Here is a 24493-nt window from a genome sequence, read left to right as displayed (position 1 = left end):
GAGCCCGATTCTCCATGGGCCCTGAACTTTGAGGGGTGATCAATGGCCGACAAAGGGCTAACATGCCGGCCTGTCCTGCTTTCTCGCGTTTTTGCCTATCTATGCCCAATCAGACCATCAAGACACCCTGCGTCGGCCTCTGCTCCACCGTTTACGGTGACCTGGTGTGCCGTGGCTGCAAGCGTTTCCACCACGAAGTGATCCACTGGAACGGTTACAACGAGGAAGAAAAGCGCGCGGTATGGCTGCGTCTTGAGCAGTTGCTGTCGCAGGTGATGGCCGCCAAGGTGGAAATTTTCGATCCGGCGCTGCTCCGAATGCAGCTGGAGCAACGCAAGATCCGCTTCGTGCCCCATCAGTCGGAATATTGCTGGGCCTACCAGTTGATCGCCCGGGGCGCGCGGGTGATCAACAACCTGGAAGCCTACGGGATGGTGTTGCTGCCGGAATTTCGCGAGTGGAACCTGCCGGAATTGCGCGATGCCATTGATCGGGAATTTTTCCTGCTCTCCGAAGCCCATTACCAGCGCTACATTGCGCCGGGGTTTCTGAAAGACGCCTTCGGCGGCTGACCTCGCCACAAAAGCATGTTCGGCTTCAATGCTTGTCGGCAATCTCCTCAAGATGATCCGCCACTTCCATCGGCTTGAGCACCAGCACGTCGCTCTCCACCGCATCGAGCACCACTTCCGCCGTATTACCGATCAAGGTCCCGGATAATCCGCTACGGGCCACGGTACCGATCACCGTCACCGCCGCCTGCAGCTTGTGCACCATGAACGGAATCAGCACATCCGCCGGGCCTTCCTCGATGTGCAGGTGATCATCGTCGATGTCGAATTCCGCCTGGAACGACTTGCATTGCTCGCGGTAGCGCGCCTGGATGGTTTCGCTGAGTTGAAACGTCGGGTCGGCCGACGACAGCATCGGCGACGGGTGGGCGCTGATCACGTGCAAGTGGGCCTTGGCCAGGGTGGCGATGTCATAGCCATGATCAATAATGGTGTCGTGCAGGTGGCGGTGTTCGAGGTCGGTGTTGCCGACGTCGACAGCTGCCAGGATCACTTTGTCTTTCCATGAACCAGCGGTTTTCACCAACAGTACCGGGCAAGGGCATTGGCGCAGCAATTTCCAGTCCTCGGGTGTCAGCAGGGCCTTTTTCAGTGCGCTGTCGGGAAAGTGCTGCTTCACCACAAGACCGCAGCCTTCGGCTTGCTGCACATCGATGATGGTTTGATGCAGGCTCTGATTCCAGGCTTGCTCAGTGGTGATGTTGTAACCGTCTTCCAGTAACGCGGCCTTGAGCACACCCAACATGCCACTGTGATCGTGCTTGGGGTCGCACACCAGCAGATGCAACTGTGCCTGGGTCACACCGGCGATCAACTTCGCCCGTTTGAGCGCCAGGCTTTCGGAATGCTCGGGGTCGATGACCACCAGAATGCTGCGAACGGCTTGCATGTGCGCGATCTCCTGAAAATAAAAAAAGCACGGCGTTGCACAACTATAGTTGCTGTCTGCGATTCGGGGACTTGATGCATATCAACGGTTGGCGACTGGTGGTCTGCGGGCAGGCCGGTATAATCGGCGCCCTTCGTTTTGAACCTATTTGTCCGTGAGCCCCATGATCCTTCCCGAAATTCACGAGTTCCTTGGCTGCCGCACCCCCGACGGCTGGATCGAGGCCGCGCTGGCCGATCAGGAAACCCTGCTGATCGACCACAAGAACTGCGAATTCAAGGCGGCCAGCACCGCGTTGAGCCTGATCGCCAAGTATCACTCCCACGTCGATCTGATCAACATGATGTCGCGTCTGGCCCGGGAAGAGCTGGTGCACCACGAACAGGTCATGCGCCTGATGAAGCGGCGCAAGATCGAGCTGCGCCAGCTGTCCGCCGGGCGTTACGCGTCGGGGCTGCGCAAGGTGGTACGCAGTCACGAGCCGGTGAAACTGGTGGACACCCTGGTGGTCGGCGCCTTCATCGAGGCCCGTAGTTGCGAGCGTTTCGAAGCACTGGTGCCGCACCTGGACGAAGAGCTGGGCAAGTTCTACTTCGGTTTGCTCAAGAGCGAGGCCCGGCATTTCCAGGGTTACCTGAAACTGGCGTACCAGTATGGCGACGCCAAGGACATCGCCCAGGTGATCGACAAGGTCCGCGCCGCCGAGCAGGAACTGATCGAGTCGCCGGACGTGGAATTCCGTTTTCACAGTGGTGTGCCGGCGGCGGCCTGATTATTCGGTGTTGTTCTTGCGGACGCCTTCGCGAGCAAGCCCGCTCCCACATTCGACCGTGATCCCATCTGAGAACTCGGTCAACTGTGGGAGCGGGCTTGCTCGCGAAGGGGCCGTCAGCAACACAAAAGCTAACGGCTCAAACCCAGCCGTTCATGCCATTGCGCGATGGACTCTTCGGGGTACACATCGAACTGTAGATCTCCGGGCTGCGCCTGGACCTCAACCCACGCCGCCTTTGAACCCAGCATCAGGTGCGTGTGCTCCGGCGGCACCGGCAGCGGGGTGTCGATGGCCGAGGCGAACGGGTGAATCAACTCCGGCCACTCTGGACTGAACAACCACAGGCCCGAGCCGCAGACCGAGCAGAAATGCCGCTCGGCGGTGCTGCTGTGGGCGCGTTTGTTGCCTTCTTCCTTGAGTCGCGCATGGTAAATCGCGATGTGCTTGCGTCCGCGAACCTTGAGGCTGGCGGCATCGCCACCAAGGTTGATCGCATAACCGCCACCGCCCTGGGTCTTGCGGCAGATCGAGCAGTAGCAGCGCTGGTAAGGGTAGGGGTGGGCGCAGGTCAGACTGAACGACACCGCGCCACAATGGCAGGAACCTTCGAGTTGCATGGGAACCTCCGGCTGTCTGGAACGTACCCCGGACAGCCTAGACCGTCAGGGCTGCTCGACCGGCACCAGAATCGCGTCGCCGGTCGCCACCAGTTTCAGTTGATCACCGGATTGCGCGAACAGCTCGGCGCGGGCGAACACCTGCTTCTTGCCGGCCTTCACCACCCGGCCCCGGGCGATGAACACTTCACCGATGGCAGGTGCCAGGCAGTTGACTGAAAAGTGCGAGGCCAGCACGTTGCCCGCCACGGTTGCGGCCGCGAAGCCACAGGCTGTGTCGAGCATCGCGCCAATCAGGCCGGCATGCAGGAAACCGGCATATTGCGCCATGTCGTTTTCGCGAAAGGCCATGGTGAGCTCGGCCTCGCCACTTTCGGCGCGGGTGACTTCGAAGCCGGCCCAGCGGTTGAAGGCTGATGTCGAGTTGATGTGCTTGAGTGTGTTGAGCATGGCGAATCCCTCCGGTTGAGGATTCAACATGCGCCGGGTTTGGGGGAGTGTCATCGTTGATCAGCCAGCGTGATAGCCCGTTGGATGGGTAGTGAATGGGTTGGCCCCTTCGCGAGCAAACCCGCTCCCACAGGGGGATTGCGTTCCAAATGTGGGAGCGGGCTTGCTCGCGAGGAACGATAACGCGGTCCCACTGGACACCCACCGTCTGTCAATTCAGCATGTCCGCCTCGAAACCGGGACATGACCTGATGCGACGACTACCTTCCCTGGCAGCCCTGCGAACCTTCGAATGCGCCGCCCGCCACGCCCATTTCGGTCGGGCGGCGGCTGAGTTGTGTGTCACCGACAGCGCGGTCAGCCACCAGATTCGCCAGCTCGAAGAGCAGCTCGGCGTGCCGTTGTTCGTGCGCGAGGGCCGACAGATTCGTCCAACCCTGGCCGCCGGGCGCCTGATGCAGAGCTTGCAGCAGGCTTTCGAACTGATCGGCGATGCCTGCGATGAACTGCGCGACCCTTCATCGCTGGCGGTATTGCGTCTGGCGGTCACCGCCGAGCTTGCGCAAAAGTGGCTGATAAGCCGGCTCACGGATTTCTACGCGCGCTACCCGCACATCACCTTGCATCTGTACGAACAGCCGATCGACGCCACGGCGCCCGGGGAAGACATCGACCTGGCGATCACCTACGGCACCGGCCCGGTGGACAGCACCGCGTATTTCGTCCGGCCGTTGCCGGCGTTGCAGTTCTTCCCGGTGTGCAGCCCCGGCCTGTTCAACCAGGGCACGCTGAAAACCCCGAAGGACCTGGCCCGCCACTGCCTGTTGCACGACGACCAGGACGGCAAGACCTGGACCGCGTGGCTCACCAGCCATGCCGGCGACCAACGCCCCGACCGGCAACTGTATTTCGCCCACGCCGGGCTGGCACTGGAGGCCGCGGCCCAAGGGCAGGGCGTGGCCATGGGCGACAACCTGACGGCCCAGGAAGATTTGCTCAGCGGTCGGCTGGTACGGCCGTTCACCTCGAGCATGACTGCGCTGGGCCAATACGCGCTGGTGTGCGAGCGGGTGCGCCTGGAGCGTCCGGCGGTGGCGCAGATGCTGGAATGGTTCAACGATCAGTTGCTCGATTGATGAGTTGAATTCAAGTATTCCGAAATAATCATCGTTGGCGAGCCAGTCGCCAACGCCCTTAGCCTGTGGTCATTCCAATCCCCGCTGAAGAGGTTTGACCATGGCCCGTTTGCTCGACACCACCCCTAAACAGGACGGTTTCCGTCTGCCCGGCGAATTCGAAGCCAAGTCCGGTTGCTGGCTCGGCTGGCCGGAACGCACCGACGTCTGGCGCAACGGGGCCAAGCCTGCGCAGAAAGTCTGGGTGCAGATCGTCACCGCCATTTCCATGAGCGAGCCGGTCACCGTGTGCGCCTCGGCGGCACAGTTCGCCACCGCGCGCCGCCAATTACCGCCGCAAGTGCGTGTGGTGGAAATGACCTGCAACGACACCTGGTTCCGCGACAGCGGTCCGTGCTTCGTGGTCAATGACCAGAGCGGCGAAGTGCGTGGCGTCGACTTCGAATTCAACGCCTACGGCGGCCTCGACGGCGGCCTGTACTATCCGTGGGACAAGGACGACCAGATCGCCAGCAAGATCCTCGAAATCGAAGGCTTCGACCGCTATCGCGCGCCGTTGATCGCCGAACTTGGCGGCATCCAGAGCGACGGCCAGGGCAGCATCCTCACTACCGAGCAATGCCTGCTCAACCGCAACCGCAACCAGCATCTGGGCAAGGCCGAAGTCACCCGTCGCCTCACCGATTATCTCGGCGCCGAGCAGGTGATCTGGCTGCCCCGGGGCTGCAAGTTCGACGAAACCGATGGCCACGTCGACGATCTCGCGTGCTTCGTGCGCCCCGGCGAAGTGGTGCTGCAATGGACCGACAACCGCGACGACCCGCAGTGGGAAATCTATCAGGAGGCCTACGACATCCTGCGCAGCACCCGCGACAGTCGCGGCCGTGAGTTGATCGTGCACAAGCTGCCGCAACCGGATGTGCTGGAGTGGACCGCCGAAGAAGCCGAAGGCCTGGACCAGCAGGACAGTACCCATACCCGTCAGGCCGGGACGAAGATCTGCGCGTCGTACATCAACTACTACGCCGGCAACAGTTCGATCGTGGTGCCGCTGTTCGGTGATCGCAACGACAAGGTGGCGCTGGCGACCCTGGCCGAGCTGTTCCCGAAGCACAGCATCGTCGGCATCGAAAACTCCCGGGAAATCCTCCTCGGTGGCGGTAACGTCGCGTGCATCACCATGCCGCAGTACGCCGCCACCCACGCCAACAAGAAAGGAGCGTGATCGTGGGCCTGCACAAACTGACTCAAGCAATACTGCTGGTGCTTGCACCCCTGTGTGTGCAGGCCGCCGATACCGCCAGACCGGTGGTCAACCTGTACATCTGGGGCGAGTACCTGGCCCCGGACACCGTGAAGAATTTTGAAGCGAAAACCGGCATCCATGTGGTGGTCGACCACTTCGACTCCCTGGAAACCGTCGAGACCAAGCTGTTGACTGGCCGCAGTGGCTACGATCTGGTGCTGACGGCGGGGCAGCATCTGTCCCGGGCCATCGAGAGTGGCGCGGTGCAGACGGTCGACAAGCAGCAACTGCCGCATTTCGCCGGCGTCGGCGAGGAGTTCCGCCAGCACATGGCGGTGTTCGATCCGGGCAACCGCTATGCCGGGATCTACGCCTGGGGCACCACGGGCGTGGGTTATCAGGAGCAGGCGGTCAAACAGCGCCTGCCCGACGCGCCGACCGACAGCTGGGCGATGCTGTTCGACCCGGCCGTGGTGTCGAAATTCGCCGATTGCGGGGTCAGCCTGCTCAACGATCCCAACGAAGTGTTTGCGGCGGTCATGAAGTACATGGGCCTGGACATCAACCGCCAGAACCTCGATGACCTGAAGCTGGCCGAGCAGCAACTGGCGAAGATTCGGCCGTACATTCGCTACTTCGACAACGACCTGAACATCAGCGACCTGGCCAACGGCAACACCTGCGTGGCGATGTCGTGGAACGGCAACGTGGCCATCGCGGCGGGCCAGGCCGAGGCGGCGGGCAAGCCGTATTCGCTCAAGTACCGGATTCCGCAGGAGGGCACGTTGATCTGGTTCGACGCCATGGTCATTCCCAAGGACGCGCCGCACCCGAAGGCCGGCCTGGCATTGATGGACTACCTGATGACCCCGGAGGTGATTGCGCCGATCACCGACAGCATCCATTACGCCAATGCGATCACGGCGGCGGATGATCTGGTCGACCCGGTGATTCGCAACGATCCGGGGACGTATCCGCCGGCCGCGGTCAGGGCTTCGCTGTACAGCAAGAATGACAATGGCAAGGCGTTCAACCGGGCGTTGATCAGGGCGTTCAGTCGGTTGAAGTCGGGGTTGTGATCAGTTTCGGGTGATGTATTGACGGGGCCGACGCCTTCGCGAGCAAGCCCGCTCCCACACTGGATCTTTGGCGTTCAAAAATCCCCTGTGGGAGCGGGCTTGCTCGCGAAGAACGATAACGCGGTCTATTTGTTGGGCACCCGCCACAAATACCAGGATGCCACCGTCCGATAAGGGCTCCACGCCAACCCGATCTCGATCATCTGCTTGCGCGTCGGCTGCACCTCCAGCCCCTTGAGCCGTCGATAGCCCTCACGCACGCCAAAATCATCGGCCGGCAGAATGTCCGGACGCTCCAGGCTGTAGATCAGCAGCATCTCCACGGTCCAGCGACCCACGCCGCGCAAGGTGATCAAACGCTCGATCAGCGCTTCATCGTCCATGGCCAGTGCCGTGGCGTAATCCGGCACCACGCCGTCCAGCGACGCCTGGGCGATGCCTTGAATGGTCGTGATCTTGCTCGCGGAAAACCCGCAACTGCGCAATCGGTCGAATTCCGTGGCGACGATCTGTTCAGGCCGGGGAAACGAACCGGAACCGAACAGCGCCAGCAGCCGGCCGACAATCGCATCGCCGGCCTTGGCGTGCAGTTGCTGATAGGCAATCGCCCGCACCAGCGACTCATACGGGTCACGCGCCGCATGCGGCTGGTGCAGGCACGGGCCGATGGCGTCGATGTGGCGGCGCCAGTCGTCATCGATGGCGGCCAGGAAGGCACTGGCCGCCTGATAGCCGTCGGCCATGGGCTCAGGCATTCCCGGACGGTTTCAACAGGGCGTTCACTTCGCCATAGGTCAAAGCCTTCAGGTCGTGGCTATCGAACTTGCCGGTTTGCAGAAAACTCTTGGTGATGCCGGCCATGGCGCCGTAGAGGAACTCGGCGATGCCCGAACCCGCGCTCAGACGGCGTACGCCCAGTGCCTCAAGCGCTTCGGGTGACGGCAGGCCCGGGAACCCCAGCACATTCAGTGGCAGCGAGGTGCCCTGGCACAGCGCCTTGATCTCGTACTCCGCGGTAACGCCTGCGGCAAACAGACCATTGGCACCGGCCGCCTGATACAGCGCGGCGCGCCTGAGGGTTTCGGCGACGCGGTCTTCGGCAGGCACCAGGCCTCGCAGGTAGACATCGGTGCGCGCATTGATAAACAGGTTCACGTTGCGCCGGTCGGCCACCTGGCGCGCAATCTCAATCTTGCGTACCAGCAACTCCGGCGGCGCGGAGCCGTCTTCGATATTGATCCCGACCGCACCGGCGGCGATTACCGCATCAACCACCTGGGCCACCCGTTCCAGGTCATCGGAATAACCAGCCTCGATGTCCACGGTCAGCGGCACCGAAATGACCCGGGCAATCGACTCGACCGTCGAGACCAGGCGCTCAAGGGGCAGGGTGTTGCCGTCCGGATAGCCATGCACCCAGGCCACTGCCGCGCTGCTGGTGGCCACGGCCTTGTTGCCCAGTTGCTCCACCAGGCGCGCCCCGGCGGCATCGGCGACGTTGGTGAGGATCAGCAAACCTTTTTGATGCAGTTGGTGCAGTTGATTGTCGAGCCTGTCCATCGAGTTTCCTTCCTTATGAAAAATCTGTGGGGGGATCAGAGCGCCAATTGCTCCGTGAGCTGAGCCGCTGCGTTTTCCAGCCTGAGCAGAAACGCCTTGCGCGGCTGGCCTCCAGCGTAGCCGGTCAACGAGCCGTCGGCGCCGATCACCCGGTGGCAGGGCACGACAATCGATAAGCGGTTATGCCCGTTGGCCAGGCCCACCGCCCGGCTGGCACCGGGCTTGCCCAGGCTCGCCGCGATGGCGCCGTAGGTGGTGGTCCGGCCGTAGGGGATCTTCGCCAGTTCAGCCCAGACCCGACGGGAGAACTCGCTGCCGGGCATGTGCAAGGCCACGCTGAAATCAGTGAGCGTGCCGGCGAAATACGCGGACAATTGTTCTTCGATCTGCTGCAAATGCGCGTTGTGCCCCGGCGCTACGGCATAACCGAAACGGTTTTGCAGCGCTTCGACCGCCGGATTCAGCGAGGCCTGGTCGAGAAACTCCAGCAGCACCAGCCCACGCCGTTCGGCCATGGCGATCATCGGCCCCAGCGGCGTGGTCAGGCGCGTGAACAGCAGCGGCTCGCTGTTGGCCGCCCGGCCCGGGGTGATGTGAAAGGATTTCTGAAAGGCATCGCGAAATCCGCTCAGGGACTCGTAGCCGGAATCGAAGGCGACGTCATCGATGGAGTCGCCCTGTCTGATCCCGCCCAACGCCATGCCCAGGCGCCGGGCGCGCAGCCAGGCGTGGAAGGTCATGCCGAAATGCTGCTTGAACCAGCGGCGCAGTTTCAGCGGTTCGATGCCTTGGGCCAGTAGCTGGGCGTCGGTCCAGCGCTGCTCCGGGTCGGCGTCTACCGATCTGAACAGTGTCTGCACCCAGTCCGGCGCGCTGGCGGCGGTGTCCAGTGGTTTGCAACGCAGGCAGGCGCGATAGCCCGCCGCCAGGCATTGTTCGGCGCTGGCAAAGAACTCGACATTCTCGGGCTTCGGGCTGCGGGCAGTGCAACCGGGGCGGCAGAAGATGCCTGTGGTCTTGACCGCCGTAAAGAACACCCCCTCGTAGGAGGTGTCTCGCTCGAGCATGGCGCGCACCATCTCGGCACGGGGCGGAAGCAGCGTTTTTTGTAGGTTCATGGGCGCAGCATAGATCGCGTCATGGATGGCCTCCACCGGAAAATCGACAGTGAATTTCGGACTGGAAAGCAATTTCATCCTGTGGGAGCGGCGGTGCGGCGATCCGACTTGCTCGCTCCCACATTTTCAGGCGCGTCTGGCCATCAGCAATACCGAAGCCGCCGCCGACAACAACCCGGCGCAGCAACGGTTGAACATCCGCTTGCCCGACGGCCTGGCGAACCAGCGGCGCATGTGCAGGCCCATGTTGGCGTAAGCGCCGATGGCAATCCACTCCAGCACCAGAAACAGCGCGCCCAACACCACGAACTGCGGCCCGATGGCGTGGGTCGAGTCGACGAATTGCGGCAGGAACGCGGTGAAGATCAGGATGGCCTTTGGGTTGCCGGCCGCGACCAGGAATTCCTGCCGGGCCAGCGCCAGCGTGCCCACGGGGGCTGTGGTGGCAATGTTTTCGACACCCGGATCGGCGCGCCACAATTGCCAGGCGAGGTAGAACAGGTAGGCCGCGCCGAGGATCTTGATGGCATAGAACAGCAACTCGGAGGTCTGCAACACCACCGCCAACCCGGCCGAGGCCAGGGCAATCATCCCGGCGAACGCCAGCAACCGGCCGATGCCGGCCACGCAGGCGGTGCGGTAGCCATAGCGGGTCGAATTGCTGACCGACAGCAGGTTGTTGGGGCCGGGTGCCATGTTGAGGGCAAAGCAGGCCGGCAGGAACAGAGTGAGGGTGGCGAGGTCCATGGTGGGCTCCTGTAGCAAGAGCGCTATTTTTATCACGGCTCACCCTTGGCCAGACCCATACAGTCATGGGCGCAAACCACCGTACACGGGGCTATCTGGCGAACTTTTTCGCCCCGGCGACGCAGAGGATCACGGCGACGGTGACACCCAGCATGCCGAGGCTGACCTGTTCATGCAGCAGGGTGGCGGCCAGGGTCAGCCCGAAAAACGGCTGAAGCAGCTGCAATTGCCCGACGGCGGCGATGCCCCCTTGGGCCAGCCCGCGATACCAGAACACGAAACCGATCAGCATGCTGAACAGCGAGACGTAAGCCAGGCTGAACCAGGCCGGCGTGCTGATGCCGGTGAACGAAGCCGGCATGCGCATCCAGCTGAGCACCGCCACGACCGGCAGCGACAGTACCAGCGCCCAGCAAATCACCTGCCAGCCACCGAGGGTGCGCGACAGCTTAGCGCCTTCGGCATAACCCAGGCCGCAGGCGAGGATGGCCAGCAGCATCAGGATGTCGCCCTGGGGGGAGGCGGTCAGCCCTTGGGACAGGGCAAACCCGACCACCAGCAGGCTGCCCAGCACCGAGAAAATCCAGAACGCCGCCCGTGGCCGCTCGCCGCCGCGCAGGACGCCGAACACCGCCGTCGCCAGGGGCAACAGGCCGACGAAGACGATGGAGTGCGCGGACGTCACGTATTGCAGCGCCAGCGCGGTCAACAGGGGAAAGCCGATGACCACGCCCAGGGCAACGATGATCAGCGGTATCAGTTGCTGGCGCGCTGGACGTTTTTCCTTGAATAACCACAACAGGCACAGCGCCAGGACCGCCGCGATGGTCGCGCGCGCGACCGTCAGGAACACCGGGTCAAACTCCAGCACCGCCACCCGGGTCGCCGGCAGTGAGCCGCTGAAGATCACCACGCCGATCAGGCCGTTGATCCAGCCGCTGGTGCTGTTTTCCAGCGTCCGGTGTTGCAGGTTCGAGGTCCGTTCCATTTGGTTCACGCTCATTGTCTGATTGCACGAAACTCATCCTATGAGCGACTATCGATACAATCAAAAAATTGTCATGGATACATCTCGACATGCCTAGATCCCGCTACAAGACGCTGGTGGATGCCTTTGCCGCCGACATCCGTTCCGGGCGTTTGCCGCCCGGCACGCGCCTGCCGACTCACCGGCAACTGGCCACAGAGCATGGTTTGGCACTGGTCACCGCCAGCCGGGTGTATGCGGAGCTGGAGGGCATGGGCCTGGTCAGTGGCGAAACCGGACGCGGGACCTTTGTCAGGGAAACCTCGCTGCCGCCGGGGCAGGGCATCTCGCAGCACGTGGTGGCGGCGGGGATGATCGACCTGAATTTCAACTACCCGTCTTTGCCTGGTCAGGCCGACCTGTTGCGCACTGCCTTGCGTCAACTGGCGTTGTCCGGTGACCTGGAATCGCTCCTGCGCTATCAGCCCCACGCGGGACGCCTGCACGAGCGGGCCTCGGTCGCGCGCCATCTGGTTGACCGCGGGCTGAACGTGCCGGCCGAACAGGTGCTGATCGTCAGCGGCGCCCAGCATGGCCTGGCGGTGGCGATGATGTCTCTGCTCAAGCCCGGCGATGTGATCGCCGCCGATGCGTTGACCTATCCCGGTTTCAAGACGCTGGCCGAAACCCTGCATCTGGAAGTCTTGCCGATTCCGGTCACGGATACCGGGCCTGATCTGCCTGCCCTGGAAAAGCTCTGCCGCAGCCGATCGGTACGGGCCCTGTATTCGATGCCGACCCTGCACAACCCTTTGGGCTGGGTGATGGACCTCGATCAGCGCGAGCAGTTGGTGGCGATTGCGCGCCGGCATGACCTGACGATCATCGAGGACGCTGCCTACGCGTTCCTGGCCGAAAATGTTCCGCTGCCATTGGCCGAGCTGGCGCCGGAGAGGACGGTGTACGTGTCCGGCCTGTCGAAGAATGTCGCCACCGGGCTGCGCGTCGGTTTCATCGCTGCGCCCGCGCAATGGGTCGCCGCCTTCGAGCGCACGATCATGGCGACCACCTGGAACACCCCGGGCGTGATGACCGCCATCGTTACGGCCTGGCTCGACGACGGCACCGTCAGCCAACTGGAGGCGCAAAAACGCGCGGACGCCCGGGCGCGGCAAGCCTTGGCCCGCGAGGTACTGGCAGGACTCAGGACCATCAGTCACCCGAACTCTTATTTCATCTGGCTGCCGTTGGCGGAAGACGCCCGGGCCGACCAGATCGCCATGGCGCTGATGCGCGAGCAGGTGTCGGTGTCGCCGGCCGAGCCCTTTGCGATTTCGGCCCATGTGCCCCACGCGATACGCCTGGCGTTGGGCTCCGTGGACATGGACTCGCTGCGGGTTGCCCTGGGCAAGGTTAAAAACGTCGTTGGCTATTACTCATAGCGCTGCAGGGCAGTTTTCTTCAATACGCGAACCGCTCGGCTCTTTACCTTGAGGGCCTTGTTCAATTCGATGGAAGAAGGTGTGCAATGAGTCTGATGATGTCCATGGCGGCGTTTGCGCTGGTCGCTTCCATCACGCCGGGGCCGGTCAACATTGTGGCGTTGAGCTCCGGCGCACGGTTCGGCTTCCGGGCCAGCCAGCGTCACGTGGCCGGGGCTACGCTGGGGTTTGTCTTGCTGTTGGTGCTGATGGGGCTGGGCCTGCATGAGTTGTTGCAACGCTGGCCGGCGCTGACCCAGGTGGTGCAATGGGCGGGGGTGGCGTTTTTGCTGTACATGGCCTACAAGCTGGCGGCCGACAATGGGCAGGTGCAGGCCAGTGAATCGGCCCAGGCGCCGTCGATGCTGTATGGCGCCATCATGCAATGGCTGAATCCGAAGGCTTGGTTGGCCTGCGTGGCCGGCATGGGCGCGTTTGTCGCCGATGGCGAGGCGCGCCTGGTCTGGCAGTTCGCCGCGATTTATCTGGTGATCTGCTATGTGTCGGTCGGTTGCTGGGCCTATGCCGGGACGTTTTTGCGCGGTTTTCTGAATAATCCGGCGGGTATGCGCCTGTTCAATCGCGCCATGGCGTTGCTGCTGGTGGTGAGTGCGGTGTACTTGTTGTTGCCTTAACGGCAATCACCACGGATTCAGCCCCGATACTGCCCCGGCGTCGCCGCCAGATGCTGTTTAAACGCCCGTTGGAAATGCGCCTGATCGGCGAACCCCGCTTCCAGTGCCACGTCCGCAATCAGCTTGCCGCTGCGCAATTGATCCTGGGCGAACTGGATGCGCCGGTTCACCAGGAACGCGTGGGGTGTCATGCCGTAATGCTGTTTGAAGGCGCGGATCAGGTAGGACGGTGACAGTTGCGCCGCTTCGCAAATGTCTTCGAGCCTGAGGGTTTGCGTGCAGTGGTCGCGGATGTAATCGGCCGCGCGCTCCAGCTTGAAGTTGGGTTCGCGCAGCGGCGGGTCGGCCGGGTTGAGTCGCAGCTGAACCTCGGTAAAGAACTCCACGGCCACGCTGTGTTTGCGCAGTACGTCTTGCTGTGGATCGACCAGTACTTCATACAAGCCCGCGAGGCCGAAAAACAGCTGGGCGTCCCGGGTATGGGTCAGGGAAAAGCGGCGAAACGCCGCGTCATCGCTGAAGCCGAGCTGATGCTGCAAGTCGGTCAGCCACGGCGTATCGACGTACAGCATCAGGTACGACCAGGGTTGGTCTTCGATCGGGTTGCAGGCGTGGACGTCGCCGGGGTTCATCAGCACGACCGTGCCGACGCTGACCTCGAACGCCGACTGCTCATGCAGATAAGTGCTGCGCCCGGCGGTGATCGCCCCGATGGAAAAGTGCTCGTGGGCGTGCCGGGTGTAGCAGACTTCGCGCCCGTCGGCGATGGCGCGGGCTTCGATGAAGGGCAGGGCACTATCGCGCCAGAAGCGCGGGGCCTTGTCGGCGTTCTTGGCAACGGCGTGCTTCATGCTCGCTCCTCGGCAGGTCAGTGCCCGAGTGTATTAGCTCTCGCCGTCAAAGGCGCGCTGCAACGTCGCAATATCGAGTTTTTTCATCTGCATCATCGCCTGCATGGCCCGTTGGGATTTCTTCGTGTCGGGGTCCTTGATCATGTCCATCATCGCGACGGGGACAATCTGCCACGACAGCCCGAACTTGTCCTTGAGCCAACCGCATTGCTGAGCCTCGGGCACGCCACCGGCCGACAGGTTGCCCCAATAATGATCGACTTCTTCCTGGCTCAGGCAATTGACCTGAAACGAAACCGCCTCACTGAACGTGAACAGCGGCCCGCCGTTGAGGCCGGTGAAACTCTGCCCGTCGAGCTCGAAGCTGACGGTCATCACCGAACCTTCGGGCCGGCCGTGGAACTCGAATCCGGCGTGGCCGTAATGGGTGAGGGCAGTGATTTTCGAATGGTCGAAGATCGAACAATAGAATTTCGCCGCTTCTTCGGCCTGATCGTCGAACCACAGGCAGGGCGTGAGTTTTTGTACGCGTAGCATGGTGCCGACTCCTCTGCAGGTTGCGCATGTCCCGGACTTTCAGCGTAGTCAGCGTCTGGTCGTCTGGCCGTACCGTAGATCGAGAAAATTGCCGCAGGGTAGCGTCGCAGGTAGTCAAAATGACTTTAAAGAGAGTCAAACAGACTATTTTTGTGATGAGTCTTTATGACTCGTATGTGCGCAAGTGCCTGGATCTGAAGGGGTAAAAACCTGGCACGGGACTTGATGAGGTAAACGTACAACTGAATGCCTTCAGGAGTACGCAAAATGTTCAATTTCTTCAGCAATCCTCAGAACGTTCTCAACTTATCGAGCCGTGTGCTCGGCGCTGGCATGGCGATGCTGCTGACCGGTATCTACGGTGCCTATCTTTACGACGGCCATCTCTCGATCGTCGTGCTGGTGACCATGCACGCCATGACCATCGTCGGCCCGACCCTGTTGAAAATCGGCTACGTCATGCGCCTGCTTTCCCAGTATCGCCTGGGCCAAGTCCCGGTCCGGGTGGTGGCTTGATGCGCCGGCTAGCCGCTGCACCGGTCTTCAGCCTGGGCTTTCGACCGTTCTTTCTGGCCGGGGCCGGCTTCGCGGCCCTCGCCATCGCGATCTGGGCCTTGTGGCTGTATGGCCGTTTACCCGGTGCGCAACCGGTGGGCGGCATGCTCGCCTGGCATCGACATGAAATGCCTTTCGGATTTGCCACGGCGATTATTGCCGGGTTCCTGCTGACGGCGGTGCCCAACTGGACCGGTCGGCCGGGACTCAAGGGCTGGCCGCTGATCGGTCTGGTGCTGGTGTGGCTGCTGGCACGGCTGGCCTGGTGCCTGCCGATACCGGCGCCCTGGCTGCTGGCCCTGCAGGTTCCGTTTCTGCCGTTGCTGGCGTGGGTGTTGGGGCGCGATCTGCTGGCCGCGGGCAAGCGCGAGAATTATCCGATTCTGTTGATGGTGGCGCTGCTGGCCGGGTGTCAGGCGTTGACGTTGTTGGGGTTTGCCGTTGATGACGCCAATCTGCAACGCCATGGCGTGCTGGCCGCCTTGTGGCTGGTGGGTGCGCTGATGAGCGTGATCGGCGGGCGGGTGATTCCGTTCTTTATCCAGCGTGGCTTGAACCGTCCCGCAACGCCTGCGGCCGATCCGTTGCCGGGCAAGGTGTTGCTGATCAGCGCGATGCTGGCGGCGGTGTCTTTTGCCGGCGGTTTGAATGACGTCCCACGGGTGTGGCTGGCGCTGATGTTTGCGTTGATCAGCGGTTTGCATCTGCTGCGACTGTGGCGCTGGCATGATCGTGGCCTGTGGCGCGTGCCGTTGCTGTGGTCGCTGTACCTGGCTTATGCCTGGCTGGCGGTGGCGACGCTGGCCATGGCGCTGTGGCACCTGGGCTGGATACCGCAACAAAGCCTGGCCACCCATTCGCTGGCCGTCGGCGGTATCGGCGGGTTGGTTCTGGCGATGATTGCGCGGGTCAGCCTGGGGCATACCGGGCGTTTGTTGCAGCCATCAAAGGCGATCGTTGCAGGGTTTGCCCTGTTGTTGCTGGCGGGTGCGTGTCGAGTGTGGCTGGTGCCGTTTTCCGGTCAGGGTCTGGCGCTGTCGGCGTTGCTGTGGTGTAGCGCTTTCGGTGTTTTTGTCTGGCGCTACACCGGCATTTTATTGGGGCCGAGGCTCTAGCCAAGACCTTCAGGGCCGCCCTTCGAGGCGGCTTTTTCATGACCGGTGGTCGATGCGCTACGGCCTGCCGGCAAATTTGCGCTTAGCTGAAGGGGTAACCCGAGGCGCGCGCAGGTTTTACAAGGCCGCTGCGACGCCCCTTCAGATCACCCTGAGTCTGAGGAACCGCGCCATGCTCACCCTGAACATCAATGGCCAGGATCAGGAGCTGGATGTCCCCGCCGACATGCCGCTGCTCTGGGTCCTGCGTGATGTCGCCCACCTCACCGGCACCAAGTTCGGCTGTGGCATCGCCCAATGCGGGGCCTGCACCGTACACGTCGATGGCGCACCGCTGCGCTCGTGCATCACACCGGCCACAGCCGTCGCCCATGGGCAAAAGATTCTCACCATTGAAGGCCTTTCCGCAGACGGTTCGCACCCGGTCCAACAGGCTTGGGCGGAACTTGACGTGGTCCAGTGTGGCTACTGCCAATCCGGGCAGATCATGTCAGCGGCGGCCTTGCTGGCGAAGATTCCGCAACCGACCGACAGTGACATCGATCAGGCGCTGTCCGGCAACATCTGCCGTTGCGGCACTTACCCGCGGATCCGCGCGGCGGTCAAACGCGCCGCCGAGCTGGGTTGAGGTGAGCATGAACAGCATCAACGCGTTATCGCGTCGTGGTTTTCTCAAGGGCAGTGCCGTGCTGGGTGGTGGACTGGTGGTGGCGTTTGCCATGCCCGCTGCTCACCGTTTCGCCATGGGCGCGGAGAACCAGGGCAACGTGTTTGCACCCAACGCCTTCCTGCGCATTGGCAATGACAACAGCGTCACTGTATTGCTCGGCCACTCGGAAATGGGCCAGGGCATCTGGACCGGGCTGACCATGCTGATTGCCGAAGAACTGGACGCCGACTGGTCGAAGATCCGCGTCGAGCATTCCCCGGCTTCGGCCGCCGATTACGGCCTGCCTGGCTTTGGCGGGATGCAGATCACCGGCGGCTCGACCTCGACCTGGATGGAATTCGACCGCTATCGCCTGGCCGGCGCGGCGGCACGCTTGATGTTGATCGACGCGGCGGCCAAGCGTTTCAACGTCGCGCCGTCCGAGATCCGTACCGAATCGGGGGTGGTCATTGCCGGTGAGCACCGTGCTACCTACGGCGAGTTGGCCGATGACGCCGGGCAATTGCCACGGCCAGACCCGGCCTCGATCAAACTCAAGGATGCAAAGGACTGGCGGCTGATCGGCAAACCCACCAGGCGCCTGGACACGCCGGAGAAAATCACCGGCCGGGCGAAGTTCGGCATGGACGTGCAGTTTGACGGGCTGATGACCGCGATGGTCGTCCGTTCACCCACCTTCGGCGGCAGCGTCAAATCCTTTGAAGGCGCCGAAGCGCTGGCGATTCCGGGTGTGCACAAAGTGGTGCAAGTGCCGACCGGCATCGCGGTGATTGCCGATCATTTCTGGGCGGCGAAGCTGGGGCGCGATGCGCTGAAAATCGAGTGGAATCCGGGGCCGAACGCCGGGCTCGACAGCCAGGCGTTGCTGGAGAGTTTCCGCAAACTCGCCACCACCCCCGGCCTGAACGCTGGTCAGGCGGGCGATACCCAGGCTGCGCTGGCGAAAGCGACCAGGAAGATCGACGTTGAATACAGCGTGCCTTACCTGGCCCACGCGCCGATGGAGCCGCTGAACTGCACGGTGAGCATCACCCAGGACAAATGCGAAATCTGGACCGGTACCCAGTTCCAGACCCTGGACCAGATGGTCGCCGGGAAAATCACCGGGCTCAAACCGGAACAGGTGGTGATCCATACCGAGTTTCTCGGCGGCGGCTTCGGGCGCCGGGCCAATCCGACTTCGGACTTCGTCAGCGAAGCGGTGTATGTCGCCAAGGCCGCCGGTGCACCGGTGAAAACCGTGTGGGCGCGGGAGGACGACATCCGCGGCGGCTATTACCGCTCGGCGTTCCTGCACCATGCGCGTATCGGGCTGGGCGCCGACGGCCTGCCGCTGGCCTGGAAACATGTGATGGTCGGGCAGTCGATCATGGCCGGGACCTCGCTCGAAGCGAGCATGGTCAAGGACGGAATCGACAAGACCTCCGTCGAAGGCGTGGCCGACAGCCCTTACCTCGAAGGACTGGCCAATCACCAGATCGAACTGCACTCACCGAAAACCGGCATCAGCGTGTTGTGGCTGCGTTCGGTGGGGCACACCCACACCGCGTTTGTCATGGAGTCGCTGATCGATGAGCTGGCCGCGGCGGCCGGCAAGGATCCGGTGGAATATCGGCGCACCTTGCTCAAGGACCATCCGCGCCACCTCGGTGTGCTGAATCTTGCGGTGGAGAAGGCCAACTGGACCGCGCCGCTGCCGGACGGCCATGCCCTGGGAGTGGCGGTGCATGAGTCGTTCGGCAGTTACGTGGCCCAGGTGGCCGAGGTGTCCCAGGACAACCTCGCCATTCGCGTGCACCGGGTGGTGTGCGCCGTCGACTGCGGTATTGCGGTCAACCCGCAGAGCATCGCCGCGCAGATGGAGTCGTGCATTACCTTTGGCCTCAGCTTCGCCTTGCACAGCAAGCTGACGCTCAAGGACGGGCAGGTGGTGCAGTCCAACTATCACGACTATCAGGTGCTGCGGCTCAACGAAATGCCGGTGGTCGAAGTGCATATCGTGCCCAGCAGCGACAAACCTGGCGGTATCGGCGAAGCCGGTGTGCCACCCACGGCGCCGGCGGTGGCCAATGCGGTGTTTGCCTTGACCGGGCAGCGCCTGCGGGAGCTGCCCTTGCAGCTGTCGGGGGTGTGAGATGAAACGACATCACTGGTTGCTTGGGGCGTTGATCCTGATCTTTCTCGTCGCCTACGCATCCCACGTGTTCGCCGATGACCGCGAGGCCTTGCAGGCGTTCGACACGGTGCAGAAGGTCTTCCAGAGCCCCCGTTGCCAGAACTGCCACATTCCCGGGGATTCGCCGTTGCAATTCGATGCCGGCGTGCCCCACGCCATGAATGTCGTGCGTGGCATGGACGGCAAGGGCTCGGCCGGGTTGCCCTGTGCAACCTGCCATGCGCAAAGCAATCCGCCGGCCAGTTACGGTCCGCACGCGCCACCCGGCGCGCCGCACTGGAGCCTGCCGCCGGCCGCGCATCGCATGGCCTGGATCGGCCTGCCAGCGGACAAGTTGTGCGCGATGATCAAGGATCGCTCCAGCAATGGCGATCGGGATTTTGCGGCGCTGATCAAGCACGTCAGCGACGACAAACTGGTGCTGTGGGGCTGGAGCCCCGGCGGCAATCGCGCGCCGGTGCCGGTACCCCACGATATCTTCGTTGCCCAGTTCAAACGTTGGGCCGATGCAGGAGGGCCGTGTCCGGTGGCGGGTAGCTGACCAGCGGCGCGCTTACAGGGAGTCAATGTGGGTACGGGCGACTCTAATGTGCATACCCGCCAAGGAGTGAACGATGTTGATTTCAGGCAAAACGGGCAAATCGGGCGGATCAGCCAACCCCTTGCTCACGCCACAGCAAGAGCGTGAACGGCTGCGCGAACTGGCTCGCCAGGCCGAGCAAGAGCTGGCAGGCGTGCAGATGGCGAGCATGGACGAGTTGACGCTGCTGTCCAATCGCCACGGCTTCACCGAACTGGCCCGGCTCGGGCTGGAGGCTTGCCGGGAGCTGGAGACATCGGCAACGCTGCTGTACTTCACCCTCGATGAATTCAAGCTCATCTGCTATCTGTATGGCCGGGCCAAAGGTGACGATGCGCTGAAGACGTTCGCCGATGTCCTGCGGATCGGCTTTCGTGAAAACGATGTGGTCGGCCGACTCGAAAGCGACCGGTTCGTGGCGCTGCTGACCGGTTCCAGCGTGGTGGAGATTGCGGCGATCAAAGCACGGCTCAATGAGATTCTCGATGAGCGCAACGCCGCGGCGCATCGCAGTTATGACATTCGGTTCAGTGTTACCCAGGTCGAATACAACCCCACTGTTCATGACTCAATCGAGGAACTGCTGGAGGAAGCCGAGCGGGTGATGAGTCGTTAGGGCGGTGTTGTGTTGGCGGGCCTCTTCGCGAGCAAGCCCGCTCCCACACTGTCCAGTATTGTCCACACAGCCCCCTGTGGGAGCGGGCTTGCCCGCGAAGAGGCCCGAACAGGCACCACAACTTTCACTTGGCAAACAACTGCCCAATGTCCTTGAACGCCTTGAACTCCAGCGCATTCCCGCAAGGGTCAAACAGAAACATCGTCGCCTGTTCACCCACCAGCCCCTGAAAACGAATCCCCGGTTCGATCACGAAGCGCGTCCCCAGCGATTTCAACCGCTCGGCCAGCGCCTCCCACTCGGCCATCCCGAGCACCACGCCAAAATGCGGCACCGGCACATCGTGACCATCGACGGCATTGGTGTGCGCGGCTTCTTGCGCAGGGTTTTTCGGCGCCAGGTGAATCACCAATTGATGGCCGAAGAAATTGAAATCGACCCAATGCTCGCTGGAACGACCTTCTTCCAGGCCAAACACTGAACCATAGAAATGTCGGGCGGCCGGCAAGTCGTAGACCGGAATGGCCAAGTGAAAAGGGGACAGTTGCATCAGGCGAACCTCGGTGTGGGTGGGAATGTGTCGAGTTTAGCCCTGTGCTTTTTGATTGAAAGACGATAATTTTTGCGTCGAGCTCAAATTATTTCGATCAATCGAGGCCGCCATGCTGCGAGAACTGAAAACCTTTATCGCGGTAGCGCGTCACGGCACATTCGCCGCGGCCGGCATGCACATCGGCCTGACACAATCGGCGGTCAGCGCGCAGATTCGCAATCTGGAACAGGCCCTTGGCATCCGTCTGTTCGACCGCACCGGCCGCCAGGCGCTGCTCAATGCGGCGGGGCAGCGTGCGTTGCCGATGGCCAGGGAAATGCTCGAAACCTTCAGCCGCATGGCGGTCAGTGACGATGTCAGTGAGTACCGTGGCGAACTGAAAATCGGCGCGGTGGCGACCGCCCAGACCGGGCTGCTGCCCCAGGCATTGTTGAAATTGCGCCAGCAGGCGCCCTTGCTGGAACCCAAGCTGGTGCCCGGAGTGTCACTGAACCTGCTAAGCCAGGTGGACACGGGAGAAGTGGACCTGGCGATCCTGATCAAGCCGCCTTTTGACTTGCCCAAGGAGTTGTTCGCGCAGGTGATTCGCCGGGAACCGTTCGTGCTGATCGTACCCGCGGACCTGGACGGCGATGATCCGATACAACTGCTCGCCGAGCACCCTCATGTGCGCTACGACCGCAATTCATTCGGCGGGCGACTGGTGACGCGGTTTCTGCGTGAACGGCAGATCGAGGTGCGCGTGGCGCTGGAGCTGGATGAACTGGAGGCTATCGTCAAAATGGTCGAGTGCGGCCTGGGGGTTTCCCTGCTGCCGGAGGCCGGGTTATGGCTTGAGCATGGGGCCGGGGTGCGGATCGTGCCGCTGGGCGAATTGACCTTCTATCGGGAGATCGTGCTGTTGCAGCGCTATAGCCAGCGGATGCAGCCGATTCAGCAGTTGTTTGCACAATGCTTGACACAACACTAACCCTGTGGGAGCGGGCTTGCTCGCGAAAGCGTAGTGTCAGTCGACATCACTTTTGAATGACAAACCGCTTTCGCGAGCAAGCCCGCTCCCACAGGGGGGTTGTGTTTGTCCGTGAAATCGCAGGCCTAAAAAACCCGCCAAAAGAGGCGGGTTTTTTATTGGCTGACCGAAGATTACTCTTCGATGCTGCCCATGGCCGTGGTGTTGAAACCACCGTCCACGTACATGATTTCACCGCTGATGCCGGACGCCAGGTCCGAGCACAGGAAGGCGCCGGCGTTGCCGACTTCTTCGATGGTGACGTTGCGGCGCAGTGGGGTTTGCGCTTCGTTGGCGGCCAGCATCTTGCGGAAGTTCTTGATGCCGGAAGCAGCGAGGGTGCGGATCGGGCCAGCCGATACGCAGTTGACGCGAGTACCGTCCGGGCCCAGGGAGCCGGCCAGGTAACGTACGCCGGCTTCCAGGGAAGCCTTGGCCATGCCCATCACGTTGTAGTTCGGCATGGTGCGCTCGGCGCCCAGGTACGACAGGGTCAGCAGGCTGCCGTTGCGGCCTTTCATCATTTCGCGGCCGGCCTTGGCCAGGGCCACGAAGCTGTAGGCGCTGATGTCGTGGGAGATGCGGAAACCTTCACGGGTGGTGGCTTCGGTGAAGTCGCCGTCCAGTTGGTCGCCCGGGGCGAAGCCGACGGAGTGCACGATGCAGTCCAGGCCGTCCCACTTCTTGCTCAGCGCTTCGAAGACCTTGGCGATTTCTTCATCGCTGGCCACGTCGCACGGGAAGCACAGCTCAGGGCTCGAACCCCAGCCTTGTGCGAACTCTTCGACACGACCCTTGAGTTTGTCGTTCTGATAAGTGAAGGCAAGCTCAGCGCCCTCGCGATGCATGGCGGCAGCGATGCCGGATGCGATGGACAGCTTGCTGGCGACACCGACGATCAGTACGCGCTTACCGGCGAGAAAACCCATGTGTTGCTCCTCTTTCAGGTTATTGCGCAGTGGCCGGAGCCAAAAAAGCGGCTTCCAGCAACTGCTGTGTATACGGATGTTGGGGGGCGGCAAAAATGCTTTGCGCGTCTCCCTGTTCGACCACTTGGCCATGCTTGACCACCATCAGCTGGTGGCTCAGCGCTTTCACCACAGCCAGGTCATGGCTGATAAACAGATACGTCAGGTTGTACTTGCTTTGCAGTGAACGCAAAAGCTCCACTACCTGGCGTTGTACCGTGCGGTCGAGGGCCGAAGTCGGCTCGTCCAGCAAAATCAACGCCGGTTTTAACACCAATGCCCGGGCAATGGCGATTCTCTGCCGTTGCCCACCGGAAAATTCGTGGGGGTAGCGGTGCCGGGTTTCCGGATCCAGACCTACCTCCTTGAGTACCGCAATGATCGCTTGTTCCTGTTCCGCCGCGGTGCCCATCTTGTGGATCCGCAGGCCTTCGCCAACGATCTGGCTCACGCACATCCGCGGGCTCAGACTGCCGAACGGGTCCTGGAACACCACTTGCATCTCCCGCCGCAGCGGCCGGACCTGTTGCTGCGTCAGGCAGTCTAGCTGCTGGCCTTCAAAACGGATGGCGCCTTTGCTGGCGATCAACCGCAAAATCGCCAGACCCAGGGTCGATTTGCCGGAACCGCTTTCACCCACGATCCCCAGGGTCTGGCCCTGGGGCAGGCTGAAATTGATGCCGTCGACCGCCTTGACGTAATCCACCGTGCGCTTGAGCAGGCCTTTCTTGATCGGAAACCAGACTTTCAGGTCCTCGACCGCCAGCATTGGCGGGCCGATCACGTTGCTTGCAGGCTTGCCGCCGGGCTCCGCTGCCAGCAGTTCCCGAGTGTACGGATGCTGCGGCGCGCGGAACAGTTCTTCGCACGATGCCTGTTCGACGATGCAACCTTGCTGCATGACACATACGCGATGCGCAATTCTTCGTACAAGGTTCAAATCGTGGCTGATCAGCAGCAGCGCCATGCCCAAACGAGCCTGTAGTTCCTTGAGCAATTCGAGGATTTTCAGCTGGACGGTCACGTCCAGCGCGGTGGTTGGCTCGTCGGCGATCAGCAGTTCCGGCTCGTTGGCCAGGGCCATGGCGATCATTACCCGCTGGCGCTGGCCGCCGGACAGTTCGTGGGGCAGGGCCTTGAGGCGCTTGTGCGGCTCGGGGATGCCAACCATCTCCAGCAGTTCCAGGGTGCGCTTGGTCGCGACCTTGCCGGACAGGCCCTTGTGGATGCCCAGCACCTCGTTGATCTGCTTTTCGATCGAGTGCAGGGGATTGAGCGAGGTCATCGGCTCCTGGAAGATCATCGCAATCCGGTTGCCGCGAATGTGGCGGATGGTTTTTTCTTTCAGGTCCAGCAGGTTCTGCCCGGAATATTCGATGGTGCCGGACGGATGCCGCGCGAGCGGGTAGGGCAGCAGGCGCAGGATCGAGTGTGCGGTGACCGATTTACCGGAACCGCTCTCGCCGACCAACGCCAGGGTTTCACCGCGCTTGATGTCGAAGCTGACGCCTTCGACCGCCCGCTGGCAGCGATTGCCGACGACGAAATCGACGGACAGGTCGCGCACTTCGATCAGATTGTGCTGATTCAT

The 24493-nt window shown here is 62.2% G+C and carries 27 protein-coding genes; 14 read left to right on the top strand and 13 right to left on the bottom strand.

The window, feature by feature from the left end; all coding sequences use genetic code 11:
- Positions 1–101: 101 nt before the first annotated feature.
- Positions 102–572, top strand: a complete 471-nt coding sequence (locus tag AC3IT6_RS16290; protein WP_056727706.1) for a DUF1289 domain-containing protein — start codon at positions 102–104, stop codon at positions 570–572.
- A 25-nt stretch (positions 573–597) separates the two neighbouring features.
- On the opposite strand, the gene AC3IT6_RS16285 is transcribed toward AC3IT6_RS16290, so the two are convergent.
- A complete protein-coding gene (locus AC3IT6_RS16285; RefSeq protein WP_489351119.1) occupies positions 598–1461 on the bottom strand; it encodes a universal stress protein in 864 nt (287 codons plus the stop codon).
- Between the two features lie 163 nt (positions 1462–1624).
- Between AC3IT6_RS16285 and AC3IT6_RS16280 the strand changes: the two genes are divergently transcribed.
- Positions 1625–2233 carry a MiaE family protein gene (locus AC3IT6_RS16280; RefSeq protein ID WP_150724110.1) on the top strand — a complete coding sequence of 203 codons (609 nt, stop codon included), beginning with the start codon at positions 1625–1627 and terminating at the stop codon, positions 2231–2233.
- A 131-nt stretch (positions 2234–2364) separates the two neighbouring features.
- Here the strand turns inward: AC3IT6_RS16280 and AC3IT6_RS16275 are convergent, their stop codons facing one another.
- Together AC3IT6_RS16275 and AC3IT6_RS16270 are read right to left on the bottom strand one after the other, a co-directional pair.
- Positions 2365–2853, bottom strand: coding sequence for a GFA family protein (locus AC3IT6_RS16275; protein WP_489351116.1), 489 nt, complete (start codon positions 2851–2853; stop codon positions 2365–2367).
- Between the two features lie 45 nt (positions 2854–2898).
- Entirely contained in the window at positions 2899–3303 is a 405-nt protein-coding gene (locus AC3IT6_RS16270) for a PaaI family thioesterase (RefSeq protein WP_489351114.1), read from the bottom strand.
- Between the two features lie 251 nt (positions 3304–3554).
- Between AC3IT6_RS16270 and AC3IT6_RS16265 the strand changes: the two genes are divergently transcribed.
- The 3 genes from AC3IT6_RS16265 to AC3IT6_RS16255 all read left to right on the top strand — a co-directional run bounded on the left by AC3IT6_RS16265 (position 3555) and on the right by AC3IT6_RS16255 (position 6764).
- Positions 3555–4439, top strand: a complete 885-nt coding sequence (locus AC3IT6_RS16265; protein WP_489351112.1) for a LysR substrate-binding domain-containing protein — start codon at positions 3555–3557, stop codon at positions 4437–4439.
- Between the two features lie 100 nt (positions 4440–4539).
- Positions 4540–5664: an agmatine deiminase gene (gene aguA, locus AC3IT6_RS16260; RefSeq protein ID WP_489351110.1), complete on the top strand. Its 1125-nt coding sequence runs from the start codon at positions 4540–4542 to the stop codon at positions 5662–5664.
- Between the two features lie 2 nt (positions 5665–5666).
- The gene (locus AC3IT6_RS16255) at positions 5667–6764 is read left to right on the top strand and encodes an extracellular solute-binding protein (protein WP_489351108.1); all 1098 of its coding nucleotides are present in this window, start codon (positions 5667–5669) and stop codon (positions 6762–6764) included.
- 125 nt (positions 6765–6889) lie between these two features.
- Here AC3IT6_RS16255 and AC3IT6_RS16250 read toward each other — a convergent pair whose 3' ends face one another.
- The 5 genes from AC3IT6_RS16250 to AC3IT6_RS16230 form a co-directional block, all read right to left on the bottom strand.
- Positions 6890–7507 (bottom strand): DNA-3-methyladenine glycosylase family protein, encoded by a 618-nt coding sequence (locus tag AC3IT6_RS16250; protein ID WP_489351106.1) that lies wholly within the window; start codon positions 7505–7507, stop codon positions 6890–6892.
- Positions 7508–7511: 4 nt separating this feature from the next.
- Positions 7512–8324: an isocitrate lyase/PEP mutase family protein gene (locus AC3IT6_RS16245; RefSeq protein ID WP_489351104.1), complete on the bottom strand. Its 813-nt coding sequence runs from the start codon at positions 8322–8324 to the stop codon at positions 7512–7514.
- Between the two features lie 35 nt (positions 8325–8359).
- A complete protein-coding gene (locus AC3IT6_RS16240; protein ID WP_489351102.1) occupies positions 8360–9442 on the bottom strand; it encodes a bifunctional transcriptional activator/DNA repair enzyme AdaA in 1083 nt (360 codons plus the stop codon).
- Between the two features lie 126 nt (positions 9443–9568).
- A complete protein-coding gene (locus AC3IT6_RS16235; protein ID WP_489351099.1) occupies positions 9569–10189 on the bottom strand; it encodes a LysE family translocator in 621 nt (206 codons plus the stop codon).
- 91 nt (positions 10190–10280) lie between these two features.
- A complete protein-coding gene (locus AC3IT6_RS16230) occupies positions 10281–11177 on the bottom strand; it encodes a DMT family transporter (RefSeq protein WP_489351097.1) in 897 nt (298 codons plus the stop codon).
- Positions 11178–11266: 89 nt separating this feature from the next.
- Between AC3IT6_RS16230 and AC3IT6_RS16225 the strand changes: the two genes are divergently transcribed.
- Positions 11267–12598: an aminotransferase-like domain-containing protein gene (locus tag AC3IT6_RS16225; protein WP_489351095.1), complete on the top strand. Its 1332-nt coding sequence runs from the start codon at positions 11267–11269 to the stop codon at positions 12596–12598.
- Positions 12599–12684: 86 nt separating this feature from the next.
- A complete protein-coding gene (locus tag AC3IT6_RS16220; protein WP_150724098.1) occupies positions 12685–13272 on the top strand; it encodes a LysE family translocator in 588 nt (195 codons plus the stop codon).
- A 17-nt stretch (positions 13273–13289) separates the two neighbouring features.
- On the opposite strand, the gene AC3IT6_RS16215 is transcribed toward AC3IT6_RS16220, so the two are convergent.
- Together AC3IT6_RS16215 and AC3IT6_RS16210 are read right to left on the bottom strand one after the other, a co-directional pair.
- Complete coding sequence (locus tag AC3IT6_RS16215) at positions 13290–14123, bottom strand: AraC family ligand binding domain-containing protein (RefSeq protein WP_489351092.1); 834 nt, start codon at positions 14121–14123, stop codon at positions 13290–13292.
- A gap of 33 nt (positions 14124–14156) precedes the next feature.
- Positions 14157–14660 carry a VOC family protein gene (locus AC3IT6_RS16210; protein ID WP_489351090.1) on the bottom strand — a complete coding sequence of 168 codons (504 nt, stop codon included), beginning with the start codon at positions 14658–14660 and terminating at the stop codon, positions 14157–14159.
- A 267-nt stretch (positions 14661–14927) separates the two neighbouring features.
- On the opposite strand from AC3IT6_RS16210, the gene AC3IT6_RS16205 reads away from it, so the two are divergent.
- The 6 genes from AC3IT6_RS16205 to AC3IT6_RS16180 all read left to right on the top strand — a co-directional run bounded on the left by AC3IT6_RS16205 (position 14928) and on the right by AC3IT6_RS16180 (position 20372).
- Positions 14928–15176: a transmembrane sensor/regulator PpyR gene (locus AC3IT6_RS16205; RefSeq protein WP_489351088.1), complete on the top strand. Its 249-nt coding sequence runs from the start codon at positions 14928–14930 to the stop codon at positions 15174–15176.
- The gene (locus AC3IT6_RS16200; RefSeq protein ID WP_489351087.1) at positions 15176–16330 is read left to right on the top strand and encodes an NnrS family protein; all 1155 of its coding nucleotides are present in this window, start codon (positions 15176–15178) and stop codon (positions 16328–16330) included. The genes AC3IT6_RS16205 and AC3IT6_RS16200 overlap by 1 nt, the downstream gene beginning before the upstream one ends.
- 172 nt (positions 16331–16502) lie before the next feature.
- Positions 16503–16958, top strand: coding sequence for a (2Fe-2S)-binding protein (locus AC3IT6_RS16195; RefSeq protein WP_150754700.1), 456 nt, complete (start codon positions 16503–16505; stop codon positions 16956–16958).
- Between the two features lie 7 nt (positions 16959–16965).
- Positions 16966–19134 carry a xanthine dehydrogenase family protein molybdopterin-binding subunit gene (locus tag AC3IT6_RS16190; protein WP_489351086.1) on the top strand — a complete coding sequence of 723 codons (2169 nt, stop codon included), beginning with the start codon at positions 16966–16968 and terminating at the stop codon, positions 19132–19134.
- A gap of 1 nt (position 19135) precedes the next feature.
- Entirely contained in the window at positions 19136–19717 is a 582-nt protein-coding gene (locus AC3IT6_RS16185; RefSeq protein ID WP_489351085.1) for a hypothetical protein, read from the top strand.
- A gap of 73 nt (positions 19718–19790) precedes the next feature.
- Complete coding sequence (locus AC3IT6_RS16180; RefSeq protein ID WP_489351083.1) at positions 19791–20372, top strand: GGDEF domain-containing protein; 582 nt, start codon at positions 19791–19793, stop codon at positions 20370–20372.
- Positions 20373–20496: 124 nt separating this feature from the next.
- Here the strand turns inward: AC3IT6_RS16180 and AC3IT6_RS16175 are convergent, their stop codons facing one another.
- On the bottom strand, positions 20497–20922 hold the full coding sequence (locus AC3IT6_RS16175; protein WP_489351081.1) for a VOC family protein: 426 nt from the start codon (positions 20920–20922) through the stop codon (positions 20497–20499).
- Positions 20923–21034: 112 nt separating this feature from the next.
- On the opposite strand from AC3IT6_RS16175, the gene AC3IT6_RS16170 reads away from it, so the two are divergent.
- Positions 21035–21895, top strand: coding sequence for a LysR family transcriptional regulator (locus AC3IT6_RS16170; RefSeq protein ID WP_489351079.1), 861 nt, complete (start codon positions 21035–21037; stop codon positions 21893–21895).
- A 173-nt stretch (positions 21896–22068) separates the two neighbouring features.
- Here the strand turns inward: AC3IT6_RS16170 and fabI are convergent, their stop codons facing one another.
- Together fabI and AC3IT6_RS16160 are read right to left on the bottom strand one after the other, a co-directional pair.
- On the bottom strand, positions 22069–22863 hold the full coding sequence (fabI, locus tag AC3IT6_RS16165; protein WP_085725145.1) for an enoyl-ACP reductase FabI: 795 nt from the start codon (positions 22861–22863) through the stop codon (positions 22069–22071).
- 19 nt (positions 22864–22882) lie between these two features.
- The gene (locus AC3IT6_RS16160; RefSeq protein ID WP_489351076.1) at positions 22883–24493 is read right to left on the bottom strand and encodes an ABC transporter ATP-binding protein; all 1611 of its coding nucleotides are present in this window, start codon (positions 24491–24493) and stop codon (positions 22883–22885) included.

Source organism: Pseudomonas sp. KH_017, assembly GCF_057840285.1.
Note: the sequence above shows the minus strand (reverse complement) of the source record. Positions and strands in the feature narration are given on the sequence as shown.